Source organism: Tessaracoccus zhenghani, assembly GCF_054552775.1.
Window position 1 is genome coordinate 2,135,406 of sequence record NZ_CM137275.1, and the last position, 20,337, is coordinate 2,155,742.

Here is a 20,337-nt window from a genome sequence, read left to right on the forward strand (position 1 = left end):
CTGTGCGCGCGAGAGAAATGTCGGAGGCGAGCGGCAAAGTAGTTCACATGAACGAATTGATCACCGACACCGGTATCTCAGACCTGCTGCTGATCTTCTCCGTCAAATCGCATCTCATCGCGATGCGTCCCGAGCTGGATGGGCAGATCACCGTTGACGACGACCGGCCGAGGCTGTCGTTCGTCACGCCCGGGGGCGCCGTCGTCGTCGCCAAGAGCGAATGCACCCGCGGGGGCACGTGGACGGTCAGCGGGCCGGGCATCGGCGTGAAGTCGCCTCGCCCGTCACCGGCGGAGTTGTCCGCGGCAGCCCTCGTGTCCTACGAACGCGCCAGGAGCGGCGCACCGCGAGCGGCCTGATCGGGGCTCAGAGGGCGCCGACGGCCTTGAAGGTGCTGTCCAGCGCGGAGCGCACGGGCTGAGCCTGACGCATCGCGATGCCACCCAGCAGGAAGTCGATGACACTCAGCTGAGCGATCCGGCTGGCCATCGCACCCAGGCGGAAGGCCGGCTCCTTGGAGCGGTACGTGAGCACGGTGTCGGCGAGCAGACCCAACGGAGACTGGTCGTCGCTGGTGATCGCAACCACCTTCACGCCACGGGAAGCAGCCATCCGGAGAGGCTCCACCACGTCGGCGGTGTGGCCGGTGTGCGAGATGCCCACCACCACGTCGCCGCGGCCACGCAGCGCCAGGGCTGTCACCGCCGCGTGCCTGTCTGCCTGCACCCAGGCGTTGTAGCCGAATCGCTGCAGCTTGTGGACCAGGTCGGCCCCGATCAGCCCGCTTCCCGCGATACCCACGACGTCGATCTTCTCAGCGCTGGAAAGGGTGCGGACTGCAGACTTGAGCGCGTTGAGGTCGAGCGCGGAGAGGGTCTCTTCGATCGAGTTGGCGTGCGCGTGGGCCACCTTGGCGGCGATGTCGCACAAGGAGTCGTCCTCACCCACGATGCCCGCGGTCATTGGCCGTCCGGTGCGGCCGGCCTCGGCGCCGGCAGCCATCGCCAGACCGACGCGGAGCTGGGGGTAACCAGCCAGGCCCACGCGCTTGGAGAAGCGGACGACTGTGGGTGCAGACACGCCGCAGCGCTCGGCGAGTGCGGAGATCGACTCCCGCGCCACGGCGGCCGGATCCGTCAGCACCGCCTCAGCGACACGTCGTTCGGCGGGGCGCAGATTGGGCAACATTGTCTCAATCCGTGCCACCAGCCCAGAGGGGGAGTTCACGTCGGGGGAAGGCATGGCGCAATAGTAGCCCTCACGGGCATATGTCAAGTACATACCGACCTCGGCGCGCCTGACAGGATTTACCGCCGGCCCACCACATTTCAACGCTCTGCAACGGCCCCCGCGGCCCCTGAGAGGCCCGCCGGCCAGGCCACGTACCTAGTCATCAGCACCTGCCAGGCTGGCACCCGGACATGAAACTTTTTGTGACGCCACGCGGGCCCGCTGAGAAAAATGAGCCTCCTTACTTAGACGCTCCTGGTATGCCAAACTGAAGTTCGTCAGGGCGAAGATACGAGTTTGTTAACATCTCAGCATGTCCGTGTCGGCGCTCTCGACGAGCAATCAGAACTACCTCAAGGCCATCTGGAGCCTGGGCGAATGGTCTGATGACCCCGTCACCACCTCTGCCGTAGCGGCCCGCGTCGGCGTGCGGATGTCCACGGCCTCCGATGCGGTGCGTCGGCTAGGCGAACTCGGCCTGGTCGAGCACACTCCCTACGGGTCGATGACCCTCACGGACGAGGGCCGCACGCATGCGGTGGCCATGGTCAGGCGACACCGTCTCATTGAGACGTTCCTCGTGGAAGTACTCGCCTACCGCTGGGATCAGGTGCACGAGGAGGCAGACCACCTCGAGCACGCCGTCTCGGATTTCATGGTGGAACGCATCGCGGAGCACCTGGGACACCCCGACCGTGACCCGCACGGCGACCCCATTCCCAACGCCGACGGCAGCATCCTGCAACTGGACGCCGTCGCCCTCACCGACCTCGGCACCGGCCACCCCGCCCGGGTGGAGCGGATCTCCGACGACGACCCCGCCCTGCTGCAGTTCTTCGCCGAGCACGGCATCGGGGTGGGCACCGTGCTGGAGGCCAGGCCCGGCCTCCCCTATTCGGGCGGCATCGAGATCATCGTCGACAGCGCCGACGAGACGCTGACTCTCGGCCGGGCCGCGACGGATTCCGTCTGGGTCACGCCCTAGGTCAACCGACCAGCCCGAGCTGCATCGCCAACAGGGCCACGTTGAGCGCGACGATCGCCCCCGCCACCAGCCAGCCCGCAGCGGTCAGGGCCGTCGTATTGCGGTAGGCGCCCATGAGTTTCCTGCGCGAGGTGAGCCACACCAGCGGCACCACGGCGAAGGGGATCCCGAAGGACAGCACCACCTGGCTCAGCACCAGCGCCGCCGTGGGATCGACACCGGCCGCCAGCACCAGAACTGCCGGGATCATCGTCAGCAGCCGACGGGTGAGGAGGCTGAGCCTGGTGCGGAAGAGGCCGCCGAGGATGTCACTTCCGGCGTAGGAGCCCACCGCCGTGGAGGCCAAGCCCGAGGCCAAGAGCGCGATGGCGAACATGGAACCGGCAGTGGCCCCCAGCGCGTTCTGGATAGCGAGGTGCGCGCCTTCCAAGCTGTCGGTGCCGGGGACGCCCGGCAGCACGGTCGCGGCCACCAGGAGCATCACCAGATTGACCGAACCGGCGATGCTCAGCGCGATGGTGACGTCGACGCGGGTGGCGCGGATCAGCCGGCGCGCGGGGATCTCGGTGTGGGCGAACCGGTCGCGCGCCAGCGACGAGTGCGCGTAGATCGCGTGCGGCATGACGGTGGCGCCCATGATGCTGGCGGCCAGCAGGACCGACTGGGTACCGTCGAACCTCGGTAACAGCCCTCCCGCGACCTGCGCAGCCTCGGGCGGCGAGATCACCAAGCCGTAACAGAAGCCGATCACGATGATGGCCATCAGAGCGATGATGCTGAACTCGAAGGCCTTGGCCCCGCGTTCCGACTGGACGAGGAGGAGCACCGTCGAGACCGCTCCGGTGATGACGGCCCCGGCCACCAGGGGGATGTCGAAGAGGATCCAGAGCGCAACGGCCCCACCGATGATCTCGGCGATGTCGGTGGCCACGGCGACGAACTGGGCCTGAATGCCGTAGAGGAGCCTGCCGGTGCGGGTGCCGATCCGCTCGCCGAGGAGTTCGGCCATGCTGTGGCCCGTGGCGAGCCCGAGTTTGGCTGACATGTACTGCACCAGCCACGCCGCGACGTTGGCCACCACCAGCACCCACACCAACAGGTACCCGAACTGGGCTCCTGCCGACATGTTGACGGCGACATTGCCGGGGTCGAGGTAGGCCACACCCGCGACGAGCGCCGGGCCGAGCAGCCACGCCCCCTTGGGCGGCCTCGTCGGCGCGACGGTGGCGCCCACCTTCTCATCGACCTCAGCACTCATGCGATCTCCCGAATGGATAAGTTCGTCCACCCGAAGTTTAAGGCATGGGTGCACTGAATGTGGGGGTCGGCCGCGCGCTCGGCCGAACGGTCCGGCGATGTGGCGCTGCGGAGGGCCACCGAACGCGTCGATTTGCATCCCTGCCGCGGGGCGGCCCTACTCTTCTCCCATGGTCGCGCTGCCGCCCTCAACAGAGCCATTGACCGGGCGGTTCGTCCGGCTTGAGCCGTTCAAAGAATCCGACGCCGACGAGCTGGCCACCCTCCTGCTCGACCCGGCCCTCTACACCAACGGATACGTCATGTATCCCACCCCGTCGACCCACGATGAAGCGGTGGAGCGGGTCTGGACGTGGTGGGCCAACCGCACCCGCGCGGGCGGCGCAGACCGCCTCAGCTACGCCGTCCGGCTGACCGGCGACGGCGGGCTGGGCACCCCCGGAACCCTCGTGGGCACCACCTCGCTGGGGCCGTTCGACACCGGCAACCAGGCGACCTTCCTCGGCTTCACCATCTACGGCCGTCGCTGGTGGGGTGCTCCGGTGAACCCCGAGGGCAAGTACCTCTTGCTGCGCCAGGCGTTCGAGGTCCTCAGCTACAGCCGCGTCCAGATCCAGACCGACGTGCGCAACGTCCGCAGCCAGGCCGCGATCGAGAAGCTGGGGGCCGTGCGCGAGGGCGTCCTGCGTCGGCACAAGATCCGCGCCGACGGCAGCTCCAGGGATTCGGTCTTCTACTCGATCATCACGGAGGACTGGCCGCGGGTGAAGGCAGGCCTTGAGGCCCGCCTCGGCGGGTGGACCCCGGTCCTGGACGCCCACGGCACCAGCGACCTCCCAGCCCTCCCTGCCGCAGCGGAGGACACCGACGAGGTGCGCAATGCGCTGGTCAACCTCACCGCCCAGCTCACCGTGCTCCAGCAGGCCCATGAATCATTGGGACTCCAATCCTGATGGCGTCCGGTGTAGCGTTTTTCCATGGTCGCGACACCGCCTGAGCCCAAGACGCTGAGCGGCCGGCTCGTCCGCCTGGAGCCGTTCCGCGCCTCAGACGCAGACGAGTTGGCCGAACTCGTGCTTGATCCGCGCCTGCACGAGCATGGTTTCGTCATGTACCCGCCGCCCAGGAGCTACGCCGAGGCCCTCCGGCGCGTCTATTCCGCCTGGGCCGCGACACCCGCCGCACATGCGTCCCGCGTGACGTGGGTGGTGCGCCTCACGGTCGACGGCGACCTCGGCCCGGCGGGAACGCTCGTCGGCGCCTCGTCCCTGGGAGAGGCTGAGCCGGAGAACGAGGCGGTGCACCTCGGCTGGACGGTCTACGGACGCCGCTGGTGGGGCTCCCTGGTGAACGCGGAGACGAAGTACCTGCTCCTCAGGGAGGCGTTCGAGAACCTGGGGTTCGGCCGGGTGCGGCTCCAGACCGACGCCCTCAACCTCCGCAGCCAGGCGGCCATCGAGAAGCTGGGCGCGACGAAGGAGGGAGTGCTGAGGCGACACAGGGTGCGCGCCGACGGCACCTTCCGCGACACCGTCGTCTATTCCATCCTCCGCGACGAGTGGCCGGCCGTGAAGACCGGGTTGGAGCGTCGGCTGAACGTCTAGCCCGAGTCCATCACCTGGGCGAAACGCACGACGATGAACTCAGCCGGGCGCACCACGGCCAATCCCACGTCCACGACCATCCGGCCCTCGGCGATGTCCCCCGCCGTCATCGTGTCCCCCAAACCCACCCGGACGGAGAAAGCACGTTCGGGCTTGTCGCCCTGCAAGGCGCCCGCCCCCCACAGGCCGGCTAGGAAGTCGCCGATACTGGCCCGCGCCCTCATCCATGTGCCGGCATTGTTCGGCTCGAAGGCGAACTGGCCCAACGCCCTCCTCAGCGACACCTCGACGAAGGTGACGAAGCGGCGCACCGCGACGTAGCGCCACTCGTTGCCGCTGCCGGCCAGTGTGCGGGCGCCCCACACGACGGTGCCCCTGCCCGCGAAGGTGCAGATGGCGTTCACCGGCCTCCCGCCGGCAGGGATCGCCACCGCGTCCCTGACTGCCCTCGTGAGCTCGACGACCGGCCCCTCGACGCCGAGGAGCGCCACGTTCGCCGGCGACTTCCACACGCCGCGGGCTTCGTCGGTGGCGGCGTAGAGACCGGCGACCGCTCCGGACGGCGGCAACGTCAACGGGAGCGCGCGGATGGCGCGGCGGGCAGTGCCCTGGAACTGCCGGCTGCGGCCCGACAGGGATTCAGCCGCCCCTCTGACACCGTCGAGGGTGTGTACCACCTGCACCTGCAGTTCATCGACGGCGAAGTCCAGGTCGGTGATCAGGTTCGGCGCGTAGGCGGCGCCGTACATCAGGTGGCTTCCCAGGGCTGCGTCCTGCAGGCGGTCGACGGCGCCGCGCAGTTCGGGGTCCGGAGGGTCGGCGGCCCCGGTGCCGCCGCGGAGGTCCAGGATGGTGAACCGGTCGCCGAGGTCGCCGCACTGGTCCAGCGCGGCGGTGAGCACGGACGAATACCCGGACTCGCTGAGCGACTGTGCCTCCGGAACCGCGATGAGCAGGGGCCCCTCCACTGAATCGAGCGCCTCAACCCCTGCCACCAACTCGCTCGCTGCCAGGTCAGTGGCGACGGGCTTGAAGCCTCCCACCGACACGACGTAGGCGCTCCCACCCCCGTTCGCGTAGAACAGCTGAAGGGCGTAGTGGAGCACGTGTTTCGAGCGGGCAGCCTCCGGCAGGCGGGCAACGCCCTGGACGCCCGGCGGCAGCCCGCGTCGGGCCACCGTGGTCTCGACGAGGTCGACGGTGATGCCGGTCTCCGGCTGCGGACCGCCGAAGTGACGCTCGAACTCGGCCATGGACCCGATGCCTGTGGGGGTGAGGCGCAGGTCGTCGGCCGCGTCCCCCGTCGCCCGCTCCGTGTAGCCCACGAAGGCGGCGATGGCGGGAGCGGCCGGGACGACGCCGGCCGCGCCCCCGGGAATCTCCTCGATGTAGACGCCGGGCGCGACGTAGGTGGCCATGGCCTCTGCTTTCGTCCGAGGGGCGGCTCCACGCTAAGCGGCGGTTGGGATGGGGGTCAAGGGATGACAGAGCTAGAGTCGCAGTCAGGCACGATCGCTGAAGGGAATCACCCATGCACACCACGCACCTCGGCCGCTCCGGTCTCCAGGTCTCCCGTCTCGTCCTCGGCACCATGAACTTCGGGCCACACACGTCGGAGGAGGACGCGCACGCCATCATGGACCGCGCCCTCGACGCAGGCATCAACTTCTTCGACACCGCCAACGGCTACGGCGGCAAGGGTCACCGCGGACGCACCGAGGAGATCGTCGGGCGCTGGTTCAAGAAGTCCGGCCGCCGCGACGAGGTGATCCTCGCCACCAAGTGCTACGGCTCCACCCTGGACGAGGACCGGCCCAACTTCTCCAAGCTCTCGGCGGTGAACGTCCGGCGTTCGGCGATCGCGTCGCTCCAGCGCCTGCAGACGGACCACATCGACCTCTACCAGATGCACCACGTGGACCGCGCCACGTCCTGGGAGGAGATCTGGCAGTCCATGGACCGTCTGGTGGCAGCGGGCGACATCGTCTACGTCGGGTCCTCGAACTTCGCCGGCTGGCACATCGCGGCTGCGGTCGAGGCCGCGAAGGCGCGCCACAGCCTGGGCCTGGTGAGCGAGCAGTCCCTTTACAACCTGGCCGCGCGCACCGTCGAGCTCGAGGTGTTGCCCGCCGCCCGGCACTACGGGCTGGGCGTCATCCCGTGGTCGCCGCTCGGGGGCGGCCTGCTGGGCGGTGTCCTGCAGAAGATCGAATCCGGCCGCCGCGCCGACGAGCAGATGCTGCGGCGCGTCGAGGAGAAGCGAGACCAGTTGGAGGCGTGGGAGTCGTTCTGCCGCGAACTGGGCGAGCAGCCGGCCGACGTGGCCCTCGCGTGGCTGCTGCACCAGGACGGCGTCACTGGCCCGATCATCGGCCCCCGCACCATGGAGCAGCTCGACGGCGCACTCCACGCCCTGGACATCAGCCTGGACGAGTCCGCACTGGCACGCCTCGACGAGATCTTCCCCGGCCCCGGCGGACCGGCCCCGGAGGCCTACGCCTGGTGACCGGCCCGGAAGAGGAGAGCGCCCGGCTGCGGGACGCCCCGCGGTCTGATGAGGTGTTCCACGTCCTTGCCCAGCGCTACCACGTGGCGCCCATGCCGGTGCTCGAGGCACGCGACCTGGTGGACACCAGCCACCCCCTAGGAGAACCCAAACGGTTCCTGCGGGTCCAGCTGCCGCCGGACATGACCTACCGCACGGGCGACCACCTCGCCCTCCTCCCCCGCAACCCGGAGGCCCTGGTCAGGCGCGTAGCCGCCCGCCTCGGCCTGGAGCTGACGCACACCGTCACGCTGGAGAAGGGGCGACGGGGGCTCCCCGTCGGCGTCCCGCTGACGGTGCATCAACTCCTCACCGAGTTCGTCGAGCTGCGCTTCCCGCCCAGCGCCATCAGCGTCGCGAAGCTTGCCGACCACGCGTCAGACGACGGGGAGCGGCACCAGCTCGCTGCTCTCGCGGCCCTGGGCCGCGAGGAGTTCCGCGAGCAGGTCACCGAGCGGGAGCGGACCGTCCTGGACCTCCTCGAGGAGTTCCCCTCCTGCGCCCTCACCCTCGACGCGTACCTGGACCTCGTGCGCCCCATCCGGCTCCGCAGCTACTCGATCTCCAGCTCTCCCCTGGACCGGCCGCACGAGGCAGAACTGCTGGTCTCCTTCCTGGACGAACCGCATCGCGCGGGCCTCGGCACCTACACCGGGGTGGCCTCCGCCTTCCTCTGGGGCGTGGAGGCCGGCGACGTGCTCCACGCCAGGACGGTCTCCTGCCAGGAGGCCTTCCGGCTGCCCGACGACCCGTCGATCCCCGTCATCCTGATCAGCGCCGGCACCGGGCTGGCCCCGTTCCGCGCCGCCATCGCGGATCGCCGGCATGCCCCGGGCGGCACCGTGCTGTGTTACTTCGGCTGCCGGCACCCGGACGTCGATTTCCTCCACCGCGAGGAGTTGGAGGCGGCTGACGCGGCCGGCGTGATCAGCCTGCGTCCCGTCTTCTCCCGCGCGGCCGAGGACGGCGTGCGGTACGTCCAGCACCGGATCGCGCGCGAGGGCGACGAGGTGTGGCGGCTGCTCGAGCAGGGCGCGCACGTGCGGGTCTGCGGCGACGGCCGATACATGGCCCCCGACGTGCGCGCCGGCTTCCGGCAGCTGTTCCGAGACCACACCTGCGGGTCCGAGGAGGACGCCGAGGCGTGGCTGCACGAGGTGATGATCAGCGGCCGCTACGTCGAGGACGTCTGGGCCGGATGAAGAACCCTCTTCCGCGGTCAGCGAAGGGCGGCCACGTCGGCGCCCCGTCGGCGGCTGTGCCAAGGTGGAGGCATGCAGAAGTCAACATTGGGTAAGACCGGCCGCGACATCGGTGTCGTCGGCCAGGGGTGCTGGCAGTTCGGTGGCGATTGGGGCGACGTCGGCGACGACGCGGCCATGGCCGTCCTCCACACGGCGGCCGACGAGGGCGTCACCTTCTTCGACACAGCCGACGTCTACGGCGACGGCCACAGCGAGGAACTCGTCGGCCGGTTCCTGAAGGAGCGCGCCGACGACTCGATCATGGTCGCGACGAAGCTCGGCCGCCGCGCCGATCCGCACGTACCCGAGTCGTTCACCCGCGAGAACCTGCGCGCCTGGAACGACCGCTCCCGGGTGCTCCTCGGGTTGGACACCATCGACCTGGTGCAGCTGCACTGCCCCCCGACGCCCGTCTACTCCGACGACCGGGTCTTCGACGTGCTCGACGAGATGGTCGAGGAGGGGCGGATCCGCAATTACGGCGTGTCCGTCGAAACGGTCGACGAGGCGATGACGGCGCTCACCCGCCCAGGCGTGGCGAGCATCCAGATCATCCTCAACGTCTTCCGCCGCAAGCCACTGGAGAAGGTCCTGCCCACGGCGATGGAGGCCGGCGTCGGCATCATCGCCAGGGTCCCGCTCGCCAGCGGCCTGCTGACCGGCAGGTTCACCGAATCCACCACCTTCGCGCCGCAGGACCACCGGACGTACAACCGGCACGGCGAATCCTTCGACCAGGGCGAGACGTTCAGCGGCGTGCCCTACGACGTCGGGGTCGCGGCCGCCCGCGAGTTCGTGTCGCTCGTGCCGCAGGGCGTCACCCCGGCCCAGTTCGCGCTGCGCTGGATCATCGACCAGCCAGGCGTCTCCGTCGTGATTCCCGGCGCCAGCCGGCCGGACCAGGCGAAGGCCAACGCGGCCGCCGGCTCCCTGCTGCCCCTTACCCGGGAACAGCTGGACGCCTGCGAACGGATCTACGACGAGTACATCAGGAGCCACGTCCACGACCGCTGGTGACGGCGTGCAGGCCTCAGTGCTTGAACACCCGCACCGGACCGACGACCCGCAGGCCCACCCGGGCACCGAGCACCGGAGTCTCGTTCCCGTGCACGCGCGCCCGCACAGACAGCGGCCCGCCGGCCCAGCCCTGCACGTCTCCGGCGACATCCAGGTCGACCACCGCGTCGTGACCGAAGAAGCGCACGGTGGTGACGACGCCGGTGACTGCTCCCTGCTCGGGGGGCGTGAGCCGGATCTGTTCCGGCCGCAGCAGCACGTCGACGGGTCCGCGCGGCACGAACCCGACCACCGAGAGCATTCCGAGGCCTGAACGCACCTCTGGGCCGACGCCCTCACCGCGCACCATGACGGCGTCGCCCATGAACGACGCCACCTGGGGGTCGATCGGCTCGCCGTAGACGATGCGGGGGGCGGCCACCTGGAGCACATGGCCCCCACGGAGCACCGCCACCTCGTCTGCGAAGGACAGCGCCTCCCCCTGGTCATGGGTGACGAGGATGACCGTGGCGCCGGCGGCACGGAGGGCGCGCGCGGTCGCTTCCCGCGTCGCGTGCCGCAGGGTGGTGTCGAGGGAGGAGAACGGCTCGTCGAGCAGCACGACGCTGGGCTGCGGCGCCAGCGCCCTGGCCAACGCGACGCGTTGCTGCTGTCCACCCGAGAGCTGCGCGGGGTAACGGCCGGCGATCTCCGACGGCAGTTCCACGAGCTCCAGGAGTTCGGCGACCCTCTCCCGGTTGGCCCGCTCGCGGCCCCGGAGGCCGGCACGGGGCAGGCCGAAGGCGACGTTCCCCGCCACGCTGAGGTGCGGGAACAGCGCCCCCTCCTGACGGACGTAGCCGACGCCCCGTCGCTCGGGCGCCACCCAGGTGCGCGGGCCGGCGACGACGCGGCCCCCCACGCTGATCTCCCCCGCCGTCGGCCGGAGGAAGCCGGCGATGGCGCGCAGCAGCGTCGTCTTGCCGGAGCCGGAGTCGCCGAGGATCGCGGTGGTCGCGCCTTCCTTGACGCGCAGGCTCACCCCGTGGAGGATCTCGCTGGCCCCGTAGCCTGCGCGCAGTTCGCGCACGAGGACCTCGCTCATTTCGTGGCCCTTCTGTCGTGGGTGATCTGGCGCCGGAGCACCACCGTCAGCGGCACCGACAGCACGATCATCATCGCCGCGTACGGCGCGGCGGCCGCGTAGTCGAGTTCGTCGCTGGCCGCCCAGAACGACAGCGCCAGCGTGTCGGCGCCGGTGGGGGCGAGCAGCAGCGTCGCGGTGAGTTCGGTGGAGATCGCCAGTGCCACCAGCACGAAACCGGCCAACACCGACGGCGCCGCCAGTGGCAGCACCACCCTCCGGAACACGCCCGCGCCGCCTTGTCCCAGCGAGCGCGCGGCCTCCGCCAGTTCCGGTGGGGCCGCCGCCAGCCCCGAGCGGAGGGAGACCATCGCGCGGGGCAGGAAGAGCACTGCGTACGCCACCACCACCAGGGCCACGGTCTGGTAGAGCCCTGGCGCCCAGGTCACGGCGAGACCGACGAGCGCCAGCGCCACGACCACGCCGGGCAGCGCGCTACCGACGAAGGTGGCGCGCTCGAGGAGTGTGGCGACCCAGCCGCCGCCCCTGCTGAGGAGCAGCGCTCCGGGCAATGCCACCACCACGGCCGTGAGGCCACCCAGGACGGCCAGCCCCAGCGTCGACGCGGTGACGCGGAGGAGGTCGTCGGCCACGGCCCCGGACTGGCTGGTTCCGGTGAGGAGCCACCGCAGCACCAGCACCACCGGTACCGCCGTGGACAGCGCGGTCAGGAGCGTGAGCCCGGCGAGCGCTGGCCACGTCCACCTGCCCAGCGGCACCCGCGACGGCGGCCGCATGCTGCCCGCCCCGATCCTGGCGACGCGACGCGAACCGCGGCCAACCACCTCGAGCGTCAGGAGGCCGAGGCAGAGCAGGAGGAGGACGGAGGCCAGGAGCGAGCCCTGGGCGTCGCTGAAGCCGACGGCGTACTGCTGCAGGATCGCCGTGGTGAAGGTCTGGTAGCGCATCATGGCCAGCACGCCGTATTCGGCGAGGAGGTGGAGGGCCACCAGCAGGGCCCCGCCGCTCAGGGCGGGGCGGAGGCGAGGGAGGACGGCCCGACGGAAGGCCGCGAAGGGGCCCAGCCCGAGGGAGCGCGCAGCCTCCTCCTCTCCCTCGTCGAGCGCCCGCAGCAGCGCGGCCACCGGCAGGAAGACGAACGGGAAGTACGCCAGCGTGGTGACCAGCGCGGCACCGCCCAGGCCGACGAGGGCCGGCTGCCAGGAGATCCAGGCGTAGCTGGCCACGAAGGCGGGCACGGCGAGGGGCGCCAGCATCAGGGCGCGCCAGACGCCGGCGCCGGGGAGGTCGGTGCGCTCCACCAGCCAGGCCGCCCCCGTGCCGATCGCGACCGCGAGCGGCAAAGTGATGGCCATGAGAGCGGCCGTGTTGGTCAGCAGCATCCCGATCCGCGGCCGGAAGAGGTAGGCGGCCGCCTCTGACCAGCCCACCCCGAACCCGCTGGCCACCGTGACGACGATGGGGAGCAGGACGATCGCCGCGACGAGGGCGGCGGCCACCTGGAGCCAGGGGCGGCTAGAGGATGCCGGCATCAGTCATCAGCTTGGTGACCTCATCCGAGTTCAACGTGAACGGGTCCACCGGCGGATTGTCCAGGCTCTCCAGCGGCGGGAGCGCGGGGTCCGAGGCGACGCCCACGCCCACCGCGTACTCCATCGACTTGGAGTCGACGAGCACCTTCTGGCCCTCGGGGGAGGTGATGTAGGCCAGGAACTGTTGGGCCTGCTCGGCCTTGTCGCTGCTGGCGAGCACGCCGCCGGCCGACAAGGAGACGAAGGCGCCCGGGTCCTGGTGGCCGAAGAAGTGCAGCTGGGTGTTGCCCGAGCCCTCCTTGTTGCCGGCCTGGTCGCGGTACCAGTAGTAGTGGTACATGACGCCCACCGGCACCTCGCCCGCGTTGACGGCCTTCATCGTGGCGATGTTGTTCTGGTAGGCGTTGGCACCCCTCTGCAGGGCGACGAGCCAGGCGGCGGTCTCATCCTCGCCGCGGTCGGCGAGCATGCCCGCGACGATGGCCTGGAAGTCGGCGCCGCCGGGCGCGCAGCCCCAGCGGCCGTCCCAGGCGGGATCCGCCAGGTCCATCATCGATTTCGGCAGCTCCGCCTCGCTGATCTCGGAGGTGTTCCAGCACAGCACCGTCGAGCGGGCGGCGATCGCGATCCAGTCGGTGCTGGACGGCGCCATGGTGCTCGGCACCTGCTCCAGCGTGGTGGCGACGACGGGCGCGAGGAGACCGGCGCGCTGCACCACCGTCATGGCCGGGGAGTTCTCCGTGAGGAACACGTCGGCGGGGCTGCGGTCCCCCTCCTGCACGATCTGGTGGCCCATGGACGAATCGGAGCCTCGACGCACCTGCGTCTTCACCCCGGTGGCCGCCGTGAAGGCCTCGGCCCACGCGGCCGTCACGTTCTCGTGCTGCGAGGAGTAGATGAGGAGCGCCTCGGGGTCCGCGACGAACTCCTCACCGCCGTCGTCGCGGCTGCACGCTGCAACCGCGATCGGGGTGAGGGCGAACGCGGTGAGGAGGAGGCGTCGGCTGAGATGGGGGGTCACGAGGTGGTCCTCTCGGGGGTGGGGGAGGTACGGCGGAGGGGGACGAGGAGGTCTTGGAGGCGGGCGATCGGCGTGGCGGTGACACGCCAGAGCAGCACGCCCACGACGAGGGCGGCGACGGTGCGCACCAACCCGTGGTCGGTGAGGGTCCGCGAGACCAACGTCAGGACGTGGAACTGGATGAGGTAGATGTGCAGGCTGGCGGCGGCCAGCACCGTGACAACGGGGACGACCAGCCGGGGCAGCGGGACGCTGCGCACCAGCGCCAGGGCGATGATGCCGCCCGCGATCACCAGGTTGCGCGCGGTGTCGTCCGGGAAGTAGCCGAGGGTGCCCAGGAGCGCCATCGCCAGCGTCAGTTCCGTGCGACGGCGGGTGCGGGCGACGGCCAGCGCCATCCCGGCGGCGAACAGCCAGAAGACGGTGGGCAGCACGCCACGCATCGGGCCGTCGTACTCGAAGCTGAGGATGATGAAGCGCGCCACCAGCCCGACGAGGAGCAGCCCCATCGCCACCCGCCACGGGTCGTCGGTCCAGCGCCGGGCGATGGCCGGCCACGACAGCAGTGCGGTCACCACCAGCACCGCCAACACCAGGACGTCGACGAACCACAACTCGTTGCGGCCGCGCGTGGAGATGTTGCCGGTGGCCCAGTTCACCAGGAAGACGTTGCCCCAGCCGTAGCGGCCGTAGGCCATGCCGATGAGGGCGGTGACGACGGTGGGCACTGCCACGCCGATGAGCAGCCTGGCGCCGGCGCGCCAGCGGGCGACGGCTCCGGCTGCCGAGAGGCCGAACATCGCCGTGCTGTAACCGGCGACGGCCATGAGGGTGTGGGCACCGCCGAGGACACGGAACAGCTCGGCGTGCGAGCCGCAGATGATGATCGCGGCGATGGCGCGCAGGACCACGGACACCTCGACGCGCTGCCAGCGCCGGTGCGACGCCGGCGGGGCGTCGCCCGGGGCGGCGGAATCGACCAGGCTGCGCACGGGGCGGTGGTGCCAGTCCGCAGGGAGGTCGCCGAGCAGCGAGCTGAGCCGGGCAGAGGCCTGCACGTGGGTGAGGGAGTCGCCGCCCAACGCGACGAAGGAACGGTCCAGGTCGACGTCGGGCAGGCCCAGCACATCGCGCAGCACCCCGGCGACACGGACGGCGACACCGGGGGCGTCGATCCGCTGCCGCGAATCTGCGCACTCCTCCGGGTCTGTGGCCCGGACGAGGGCGTCGCAGCCGGCGCGGTCCACCTTGCCATTGGTCAGGCGGGCCAGCGGGAGGACGCCCACCCGGATGTGGCCCACCCCGACGCCGGCGGCGTGGCCGGCGAGGCGACGGACCCGGCTCGCCGTGTCGCCCGCGTCCTCCCCGGGCACGGGTTCGACGGCGACACGCAGGCCGGTGTCGTCCCCGGTGACGCACACCACCAGCCCGTCGTGCTCGAGGGTGGTCTCGACGCGGGCCAGGTCGATGCGCAGCCCCAGCACCTTCACGAACCCGGAGCGCCGCCCGACGATGCGCAGCAGGCCGCCGTCGAGCACGCCGAGGTCGCCCGTCCGCAGCTCGGTGACCATGCGGCCGAGGGCGAGGTCGTCGGGGTGTTGCGCGTAGCCGAGCATCACGCCCGGCCCGGTCACGACGATCTCGCCGCTGGTGCCGTCAGATTCGGGCACCGCACGGTCGAGACGCACCTCGGTGCCGGGGACAGGCCTGCCCACGGTGCCCGGCGATTTCGCCGTGGCGTCAGGCGACTGGATGGCGATGCGCGCGGTGGCCTCGCTCTGGCCGTACATGACGGCGACCCCCCAGCCGTGGCGCGCGCCCAGCTGTGCGGTGCGTCGCACCCGGTCCTCCCCCATGCGGCCACCGGCCTGCGTGATGAGCCGGAGCGACGGGTGCGGGCGCTCGAGGACCCCGGTGGTCTCCATGAGTTCCACCATGTGGGGGACGACGGCCAGCGTCGAGACGCCCGCGTCGACGGCGGTCCAGAAGTCGTCGTCGAGCACGGAGCCGCACGTCAGGGCGACCGACGCCCCGACGGCGAGGTGGCTGTGCAGCACGGACAGCCCGAAGCAGTAGTGCAGCGGGAGGCTCGTCGCGCCCCGGTCGTGTGCAGTGAGGCCGAGCGCCGCCGCGATGGCGTGGGCGTTGGAGGTGAGGTTGGCGTGCGACAGCCGCACGAGCTTGGGGGAACCAGTGCTGCCGGACGTGCTCAGCAGCAGCGCGAGATCCGGGTGGAGGAGGTGTCGCGGCTCCGGATCCTCGTGGAGGAAGTCGATGTCACCGTCGACCAGCTGCAGGTCGGCCGGCCAGGCCCGCCGCACGGCCTCTGCGGCGTGACCCTCGGGAAGGAGCAGCACGACATGGTCGGCCTCGAGCAGGGCCAGGTAGCCGACGATGTCGTCGACGGTGGGGCGCAACTGGACGTGGGCGAGACGTCGGTCGCCCGTGCGGAGGCGGGCCGAAAGTTCGTCCACCCGCCGACGCAGCGTGGCGTGGTCGACGACCTCCCCGTCGCCGGCGATGAGCGCCGGGGCCGTGCCGGAGACGCGCTCGATCGCCGGGAGAGGGCTCAGGGCCCGACCCTTGGTCAGCGTCCACGCTTCTTGCACGGGGTTAGGGTAACCTCAGCAAAATCTAATTGACAAGACGAGGCTATCGAAATTGGCTGCGGTGGACATCTGGTGGGACGACCTCCGCTCTGCGGACGTGGGTCGGGCAGCGGCCCTCCCGGACGCCGAGCGCGCCCGCCTCGAGGAACTGGACGAGCCCGCGGACAGGGGCCGGCGCCTGCTGGGTGCACTGCTGCTCCAGGAGGCGCTGCGGACCACGCGCGGCCTGCCGCCGGGGGCAACCGTGGAGCTCGACAGGACGTGTGAGACCTGCGGCGGTCCCCATGGGCGGCCGAGAGCCGCCGACGGCATGGGACCCTACCTCTCCGTCAGCCACTCGGGGCTCCTCGTCGCGGTCGCCGCCAGCTACCAGGCTGCTGTCGGCGTCGACGTGCAGCGCACAGCGGCTGCCGGGAAGACGTGGGACTGGGTGGTGGCGGAGGCGCGGTTCAAGGCGGGCCTTCCCGAGGGGGCGGGCGTCGTGCTGCGGCTCGATCCCCCGCTCGCCGGCTACACGGCCGCCCTTGCGGTCGCGGCGGACGAGGCGCAGGTCGTCCATCACCGCTAGCTTCGCCCCCACGTCCGCCCCTGGTCGCGATTCGGACACTCACGAGCAATTGGATGGGGTCACGGGTTCGGTAACAGCGTTTGTCGGCGTGTCGCGTCCGTGACCCCATCCAATTGCTCACGGAACCCGGCCGCCGGCTCACTGCACGAGCCGCACGTCGTCCCCAGTGAGGTTGGCGCGGAAGCCGCCGCCGACCACCTTCACGCTCCGCAGCACCACCCCCTCGGGCAGGCCCTCAATGGCGTACTCGAACGTGATCAGTTCCCGCACCGCATCTCCGAGGAGCTCGGAAATGAACCGGGGTCCTCCGAGGTCGATCGAGGTCGGCACCATCACCAGTTTGCCGCCCACGACATCGACGGTGCCGGTGGCCGCCACGGGGAGGCTCCGTCCCAGGGCCTCCACCGTGGTGTCGACGCGCGCCTCACCCCCACCGGCCGCGCTCAGCGTGGTGTTCGGGTTGATCTGCGCGGCCACGACATGGAACGGCACCGTTGCCGTCAGGTCGAGGTGCCGCGCGACGAGCCCGTCCGGCCCGGAGATGACGTCGGTGCCGGTGCCGACGACGTCCTGGAGCGGTGTGCCCGCGGCGAAGACCGAACCGGCGTTCAGGGAGATGTCACCGAGCCACACCTCGTTCTCCTCGAGGTCCGTGGGCGGGGTGGCCTCGGGTACTGGTCCGGCCGTCGTCGACGTGTCGTCGCTCGGCGGGGCGCCGGTGGGGTCGACCGGGCGCGAGATCGACAACCAGAACAGCAGCAGTGCGAGCAGCAGGATGCCGAGCATCGCGAGGGCGCCGATGGCCCAGTCGAGCACGCGGGAGCGCAGCCGGCGCCGTGGAGCGGGAACCAGGTGGCTCCCTCCCCCGAACGGCTCATTCGTGACAGCGCCGGGCGAGTAGGCGTGGCTGCCGTGCGACTGTGGCGGCCCGTCAGGAAACTGCACGTGCTTTCCTGACGCGCGGGCGCCTCTCGCGCAGGATGTCCGACGGCCAACTGCTGAAGGTCCCCACCAGCGTGATCAGTGACGGGACGAGCAGCGCCCGGACGATGAACACGTCGATCAGGATTCCCACCCCGAGCAGGAAGCCCAGCTCGTGGAAGGGCCCCAGCGGGACGAGCGCGAGGAGCCCGAAGCTGGCGGCCAGCGCGAGGCCCGCGGAGGTGATCGCACGGGTCGATTCCGGGGTGGCGACGAGGAGGGCGTCCCTCATCGACCGGTTGCGGGCCTCCTGCCAGATGTGGCCCACAGCGAAGATGTTGTAGTCGGAGCCAAGGGACAGCAGGAGCACCGACGCGGCGAAGGGGACGTAGAAGGTGAGGTCGTCGTGCCCGAGGAAGTCCTGGAAGAACAGCACTGACAGGCCCAGCGTCGCCCCGAGCGCCAGGACGCTGGAGGCGAGAAGGTACAGCGGGGCGATCAGGGCACGCAGGAAGATGACCAGCAGGAGCAGGTTGACGGCGAGCGCGACGATGGCGATCCGGAAGAGGTCGTTGGTGGTGTCCACGATGACACCTGAAGCCAGCGCGGTGTCGCCGCCGACGTGCGTGGTGACCTCGCCCAGCCCCGCACCAGCGGCGAGCTGCGGAAGGGCGGCTTCCACGCGCCCCAGCGTGTCGATCGCCGTCGCCTCCAGTGGCGTGCTGTCGAGGATGACCAGGAAGCGCACGGCGTCACCCGACTTCGCGGTGAAGGCGCCGACGTCGTCCGCGGCCGGGAGGTCGCCGGGTCCGATCACGCCGGCCACTCCCGGTTGGGTCTTGAGGGCCTCACCGAACTTGGCCACCTCGTCGGCCTTCTCCCCCACGCCGGGTGACTCCACCACGATCTCGGTCGGGGACACGATGCCCGGGGCGAATCCCTTGCCCGCCGCGTCTGCTGCCTGCTGCGCGCTGGTGGTCTCCGGCAGGGATTGGACGAATCCGAGGCCGAGGTCGAGGTTGCGCGCCTGGTAGGCGGCGGCACCCAGGCCGGCCACGCACACCAGCACCAGGACGAACGCGGAGCCGCGGCGCGCGACTGCCCGGGTCAGGAGCGAGGGCCGATCGCGCGACTTCGCGGGTGTGGCCGCCAGGGTTCGCGGCCAGAACGCGCCGCGACCGAGGATGGCCAGCAGGGCGGGCACGAGGGTGACGGCCACCACGAGCCCGGTCAGCACGGTGAGCGCGAGCGCGGGCCCGAACCCCCGGAAGAGGGGGGACTGGGCGACGAGGAGCGAGGCTGTTCCCGCCGCGACAGTGATGCCGGCCACAGCGACGATCGGCGTGACGGAAGCGGTGGCCAGGCGGGCCGCCTCGAGGCGTTCGTGGCCCTCCCGGAGCCTGCTCCGCAGGCCGGAGAGGTAGAAGATGCAGTAGTCGGTGACGATGCCGAGGAGCAGCGCGACGATCAACGGCCGCAGGTCTGCCGGGATCGACACGTCCATCATGGTGGCGGCCCAGCCCGAGACGCCGAGTGTGACGAACACCGCAGCCCCCACCGAGACCAGCGTCAGGGCAGGCGCTGCCAGCGAGCCGAACGTCAGCGCCACGATCGTCAACACCGCGAGGACGGTCACCGCCTCGACGATGTGGACGTAGGAGTTCAGGACGAGGCCCTGGGCCGCGCGCGCCGGAATGGAACCGGTGACGCCCACGTACCCGTCGGATGGGTCCGTCAGTTGCTCGGCCGCGAAGTCCTCGACGATCCGGGTCTGCTCGAAGAAGTTCAGCGCGGGGTCAGCGAAGACGTAGGTGAGGACTGTCGTGTTCTTCTCTGCGGCACCGGGGAAGGCTCCCTCGGCGTTGGGGACCGGGATCGCGCCCAGCAGCTGGGTGTCGTACTTGCCCTGGTTGATGGCGATGCCGCGCATGACGGCCTCGGCCTGGACCACGGGGGGCAGGCCCTCCGGGTTGCGCTGCACGATCGCCGCCCGCGCGAGAAGGGGGAACTCGAACAACTCCAGGGACCGCTGTTCGGCCGCGAAGCTGTCGTCGTCGGCGCCGAGCGCCTCGATGTCGCTGGCGGTGCCCTGCATCGGGGGAAGGAGCAGTGTCGCCGCAGCAGCCGCCGCCACCCAGCCGATGACGATCACCCAGCGCAGGGCGACGATCGCCTGGGCGTAGCCGTACCAGACAGCGGCCATGAAGCCGCGGCGGGGCTCCGTCTCGGGCGGCGCAGGTGCCTGGCTCATGGGGTCTCGCTGGGGCTGGGCGACGGAGAGCCGGACTCGCTGGCCTGCGGCGACTTCCCGGCCTGCTCGAGGCATTCCTCTGACGCTCCGTCGGCCACCTCGCGCGCGTCCTGGAGACGGTCAAGGGCCTCCTGCAGGGCGCGTGCGTCCTGTGACTCGGCGCCCTTGGCGAGATCCTCGACGGCCTGGTCGACCTCGACGTTGTACTCGGCCGCCCGCACGCACGCCTCAGAGACGTCGACCGACCCGGTGGAGGCATCCGCGGTGGGAGATGCCGACGGGGTGGGGCTTGCGCTGATCACGGACTGTGCCTCCAGTGGGGTGGCCCAACCGATCCCCAGGAGGACGACGCCGGCGGCTGCGGCCAGCGCGATCCCTGCCAGGAGCCCGATCAGGAGCATCACCCAACCGCTCAATGGATTGCCACTCCGGCGCGACGCGCTCCGGTGCTCGCCAACTGTCATCGATC

At 70.6% G+C, this 20,337-nt stretch carries 18 protein-coding genes; 8 read left to right on the top strand and 10 right to left on the bottom strand.

The features are described from left to right. Positions 1-47 precede the first annotated feature (47 nt). Entirely contained in the window at positions 48-359 is a 312-nt protein-coding gene (locus ACX1DX_RS10150) for a hypothetical protein (protein ID WP_459396508.1), read from the top strand. Between the two features lie 7 nt (positions 360-366). Here the strand turns inward: ACX1DX_RS10150 and ACX1DX_RS10155 are convergent, their stop codons facing one another. Then, positions 367-1,281, bottom strand: coding sequence for a MurR/RpiR family transcriptional regulator (locus tag ACX1DX_RS10155; RefSeq protein WP_459396509.1), 915 nt, complete (start codon positions 1,279-1,281; stop codon positions 367-369). Positions 1,282-1,543: 262 nt separating this feature from the next. On the opposite strand from ACX1DX_RS10155, the gene ACX1DX_RS10160 reads away from it, so the two are divergent. Beyond that, on the top strand, positions 1,544-2,215 hold the full coding sequence (locus ACX1DX_RS10160; protein ID WP_182763159.1) for a metal-dependent transcriptional regulator: 672 nt from the start codon (positions 1,544-1,546) through the stop codon (positions 2,213-2,215). A gap of 1 nt (position 2,216) precedes the next feature. Here ACX1DX_RS10160 and ACX1DX_RS10165 read toward each other — a convergent pair whose 3' ends face one another. After that, positions 2,217-3,473: an Nramp family divalent metal transporter gene (locus ACX1DX_RS10165; protein WP_459396510.1), complete on the bottom strand. Its 1,257-nt coding sequence runs from the start codon at positions 3,471-3,473 to the stop codon at positions 2,217-2,219. Between the two features lie 169 nt (positions 3,474-3,642). Here ACX1DX_RS10165 and ACX1DX_RS10170 point away from each other — a divergent pair, with 169 nt between their 5' ends. Together ACX1DX_RS10170 and ACX1DX_RS10175 are read left to right on the top strand one after the other, a co-directional pair. Beyond that, complete coding sequence (locus ACX1DX_RS10170; protein ID WP_459396511.1) at positions 3,643-4,425, top strand: GNAT family N-acetyltransferase; 783 nt, start codon at positions 3,643-3,645, stop codon at positions 4,423-4,425. Between the two features lie 24 nt (positions 4,426-4,449). Continuing rightward, positions 4,450-5,076, top strand: coding sequence for a GNAT family N-acetyltransferase (locus tag ACX1DX_RS10175; protein WP_459396512.1), 627 nt, complete (start codon positions 4,450-4,452; stop codon positions 5,074-5,076). Here the strand turns inward: ACX1DX_RS10175 and ACX1DX_RS10180 are convergent. Next, positions 5,073-6,494, bottom strand: coding sequence for a phage tail sheath family protein (locus tag ACX1DX_RS10180; protein WP_459396513.1), 1,422 nt, complete (start codon positions 6,492-6,494; stop codon positions 5,073-5,075). The genes ACX1DX_RS10175 and ACX1DX_RS10180 overlap by 4 nt on opposite strands. A 113-nt stretch (positions 6,495-6,607) precedes the next feature. Between ACX1DX_RS10180 and ACX1DX_RS10185 the strand changes: the two genes are divergently transcribed. The 3 genes from ACX1DX_RS10185 to ACX1DX_RS10195 all read left to right on the top strand — a co-directional run bounded on the left by ACX1DX_RS10185 (position 6,608) and on the right by ACX1DX_RS10195 (position 9,882). Further along, positions 6,608-7,582, top strand: a complete 975-nt coding sequence (locus ACX1DX_RS10185; protein WP_459396514.1) for an aldo/keto reductase — start codon at positions 6,608-6,610, stop codon at positions 7,580-7,582. Next, positions 7,579-8,823, top strand: coding sequence for a ferredoxin reductase domain-containing protein (locus tag ACX1DX_RS10190; protein WP_459396515.1), 1,245 nt, complete (start codon positions 7,579-7,581; stop codon positions 8,821-8,823). The genes ACX1DX_RS10185 and ACX1DX_RS10190 overlap by 4 nt, the downstream gene beginning before the upstream one ends. A 72-nt stretch (positions 8,824-8,895) precedes the next feature. Continuing rightward, a complete protein-coding gene (locus tag ACX1DX_RS10195; protein ID WP_459396516.1) occupies positions 8,896-9,882 on the top strand; it encodes an aldo/keto reductase in 987 nt (328 codons plus the stop codon). Positions 9,883-9,895: 13 nt separating this feature from the next. Here the strand turns inward: ACX1DX_RS10195 and ACX1DX_RS10200 are convergent, their stop codons facing one another. From ACX1DX_RS10200 to ACX1DX_RS10215, 4 genes are read right to left on the bottom strand one after another with little or no spacing between them, the layout of a single operon-like run. Beyond that, entirely contained in the window at positions 9,896-10,966 is a 1,071-nt protein-coding gene (locus ACX1DX_RS10200) for an ABC transporter ATP-binding protein (protein ID WP_459396517.1), read from the bottom strand. Continuing rightward, on the bottom strand, positions 10,963-12,498 hold the full coding sequence (locus ACX1DX_RS10205) for an ABC transporter permease (protein ID WP_459396518.1): 1,536 nt from the start codon (positions 12,496-12,498) through the stop codon (positions 10,963-10,965). Before ACX1DX_RS10205 ends, ACX1DX_RS10200 begins: the two co-directional genes overlap by 4 nt. Continuing rightward, positions 12,482-13,519 (bottom strand): extracellular solute-binding protein, encoded by a 1,038-nt coding sequence (locus ACX1DX_RS10210; protein WP_459396519.1) that lies wholly within the window; start codon positions 13,517-13,519, stop codon positions 12,482-12,484. The genes ACX1DX_RS10205 and ACX1DX_RS10210 overlap by 17 nt, the downstream gene beginning before the upstream one ends. Further along, on the bottom strand, positions 13,516-16,128 hold the full coding sequence (locus ACX1DX_RS10215) for an AMP-binding protein (RefSeq protein ID WP_459396520.1): 2,613 nt from the start codon (positions 16,126-16,128) through the stop codon (positions 13,516-13,518). Before ACX1DX_RS10215 ends, ACX1DX_RS10210 begins: the two co-directional genes overlap by 4 nt. A gap of 61 nt (positions 16,129-16,189) precedes the next feature. Here ACX1DX_RS10215 and ACX1DX_RS10220 point away from each other — a divergent pair, with 61 nt between their 5' ends. Beyond that, a complete protein-coding gene (locus tag ACX1DX_RS10220; protein ID WP_459396521.1) occupies positions 16,190-16,696 on the top strand; it encodes a 4'-phosphopantetheinyl transferase family protein in 507 nt (168 codons plus the stop codon). A gap of 138 nt (positions 16,697-16,834) precedes the next feature. On the opposite strand, the gene ACX1DX_RS10225 is transcribed toward ACX1DX_RS10220, so the two are convergent. From ACX1DX_RS10225 to ACX1DX_RS10235, 3 genes are read right to left on the bottom strand one after another with little or no spacing between them, the layout of a single operon-like run. After that, a complete protein-coding gene (locus ACX1DX_RS10225) occupies positions 16,835-17,641 on the bottom strand; it encodes an LmeA family phospholipid-binding protein (protein ID WP_459396522.1) in 807 nt (268 codons plus the stop codon). Continuing rightward, positions 17,628-19,868, bottom strand: coding sequence for an MMPL family transporter (locus ACX1DX_RS10230; RefSeq protein ID WP_459396523.1), 2,241 nt, complete (start codon positions 19,866-19,868; stop codon positions 17,628-17,630). The genes ACX1DX_RS10225 and ACX1DX_RS10230 overlap by 14 nt, the downstream gene beginning before the upstream one ends. Further along, a complete protein-coding gene (locus tag ACX1DX_RS10235; protein WP_459396524.1) occupies positions 19,865-20,272 on the bottom strand; it encodes a hypothetical protein in 408 nt (135 codons plus the stop codon). Before ACX1DX_RS10235 ends, ACX1DX_RS10230 begins: the two co-directional genes overlap by 4 nt. Positions 20,273-20,337: the final 65 nt, after the last annotated feature.

Coding starts and splice junctions, on each gene's coding strand:
- ACX1DX_RS10150 (WP_459396508.1), top strand. CDS start 48: ATGAACGAATTGATCACCGACACCGGTATCTCAGACCTGCTGCTGATC.
- ACX1DX_RS10155 (WP_459396509.1), bottom strand. CDS start 1,281: ATGTACTTGACATATGCCCGTGAGGGCTACTATTGCGCCATGCCTTCC.
- ACX1DX_RS10160 (WP_182763159.1), top strand. CDS start 1,544: ATGTCCGTGTCGGCGCTCTCGACGAGCAATCAGAACTACCTCAAGGCC.
- ACX1DX_RS10165 (WP_459396510.1), bottom strand. CDS start 3,473: ATGAGTGCTGAGGTCGATGAGAAGGTGGGCGCCACCGTCGCGCCGACG.
- ACX1DX_RS10170 (WP_459396511.1), top strand. CDS start 3,643: ATGGTCGCGCTGCCGCCCTCAACAGAGCCATTGACCGGGCGGTTCGTC.
- ACX1DX_RS10175 (WP_459396512.1), top strand. CDS start 4,450: ATGGTCGCGACACCGCCTGAGCCCAAGACGCTGAGCGGCCGGCTCGTC.
- ACX1DX_RS10180 (WP_459396513.1), bottom strand. CDS start 6,494: ATGGCCACCTACGTCGCGCCCGGCGTCTACATCGAGGAGATTCCCGGG.
- ACX1DX_RS10185 (WP_459396514.1), top strand. CDS start 6,608: ATGCACACCACGCACCTCGGCCGCTCCGGTCTCCAGGTCTCCCGTCTC.
- ACX1DX_RS10195 (WP_459396516.1), top strand. CDS start 8,896: ATGCAGAAGTCAACATTGGGTAAGACCGGCCGCGACATCGGTGTCGTC.
- ACX1DX_RS10200 (WP_459396517.1), bottom strand. CDS start 10,966: ATGAGCGAGGTCCTCGTGCGCGAACTGCGCGCAGGCTACGGGGCCAGC.
- ACX1DX_RS10205 (WP_459396518.1), bottom strand. CDS start 12,498: ATGCCGGCATCCTCTAGCCGCCCCTGGCTCCAGGTGGCCGCCGCCCTC.
- ACX1DX_RS10230 (WP_459396523.1), bottom strand. CDS start 19,868: ATGAGCCAGGCACCTGCGCCGCCCGAGACGGAGCCCCGCCGCGGCTTC.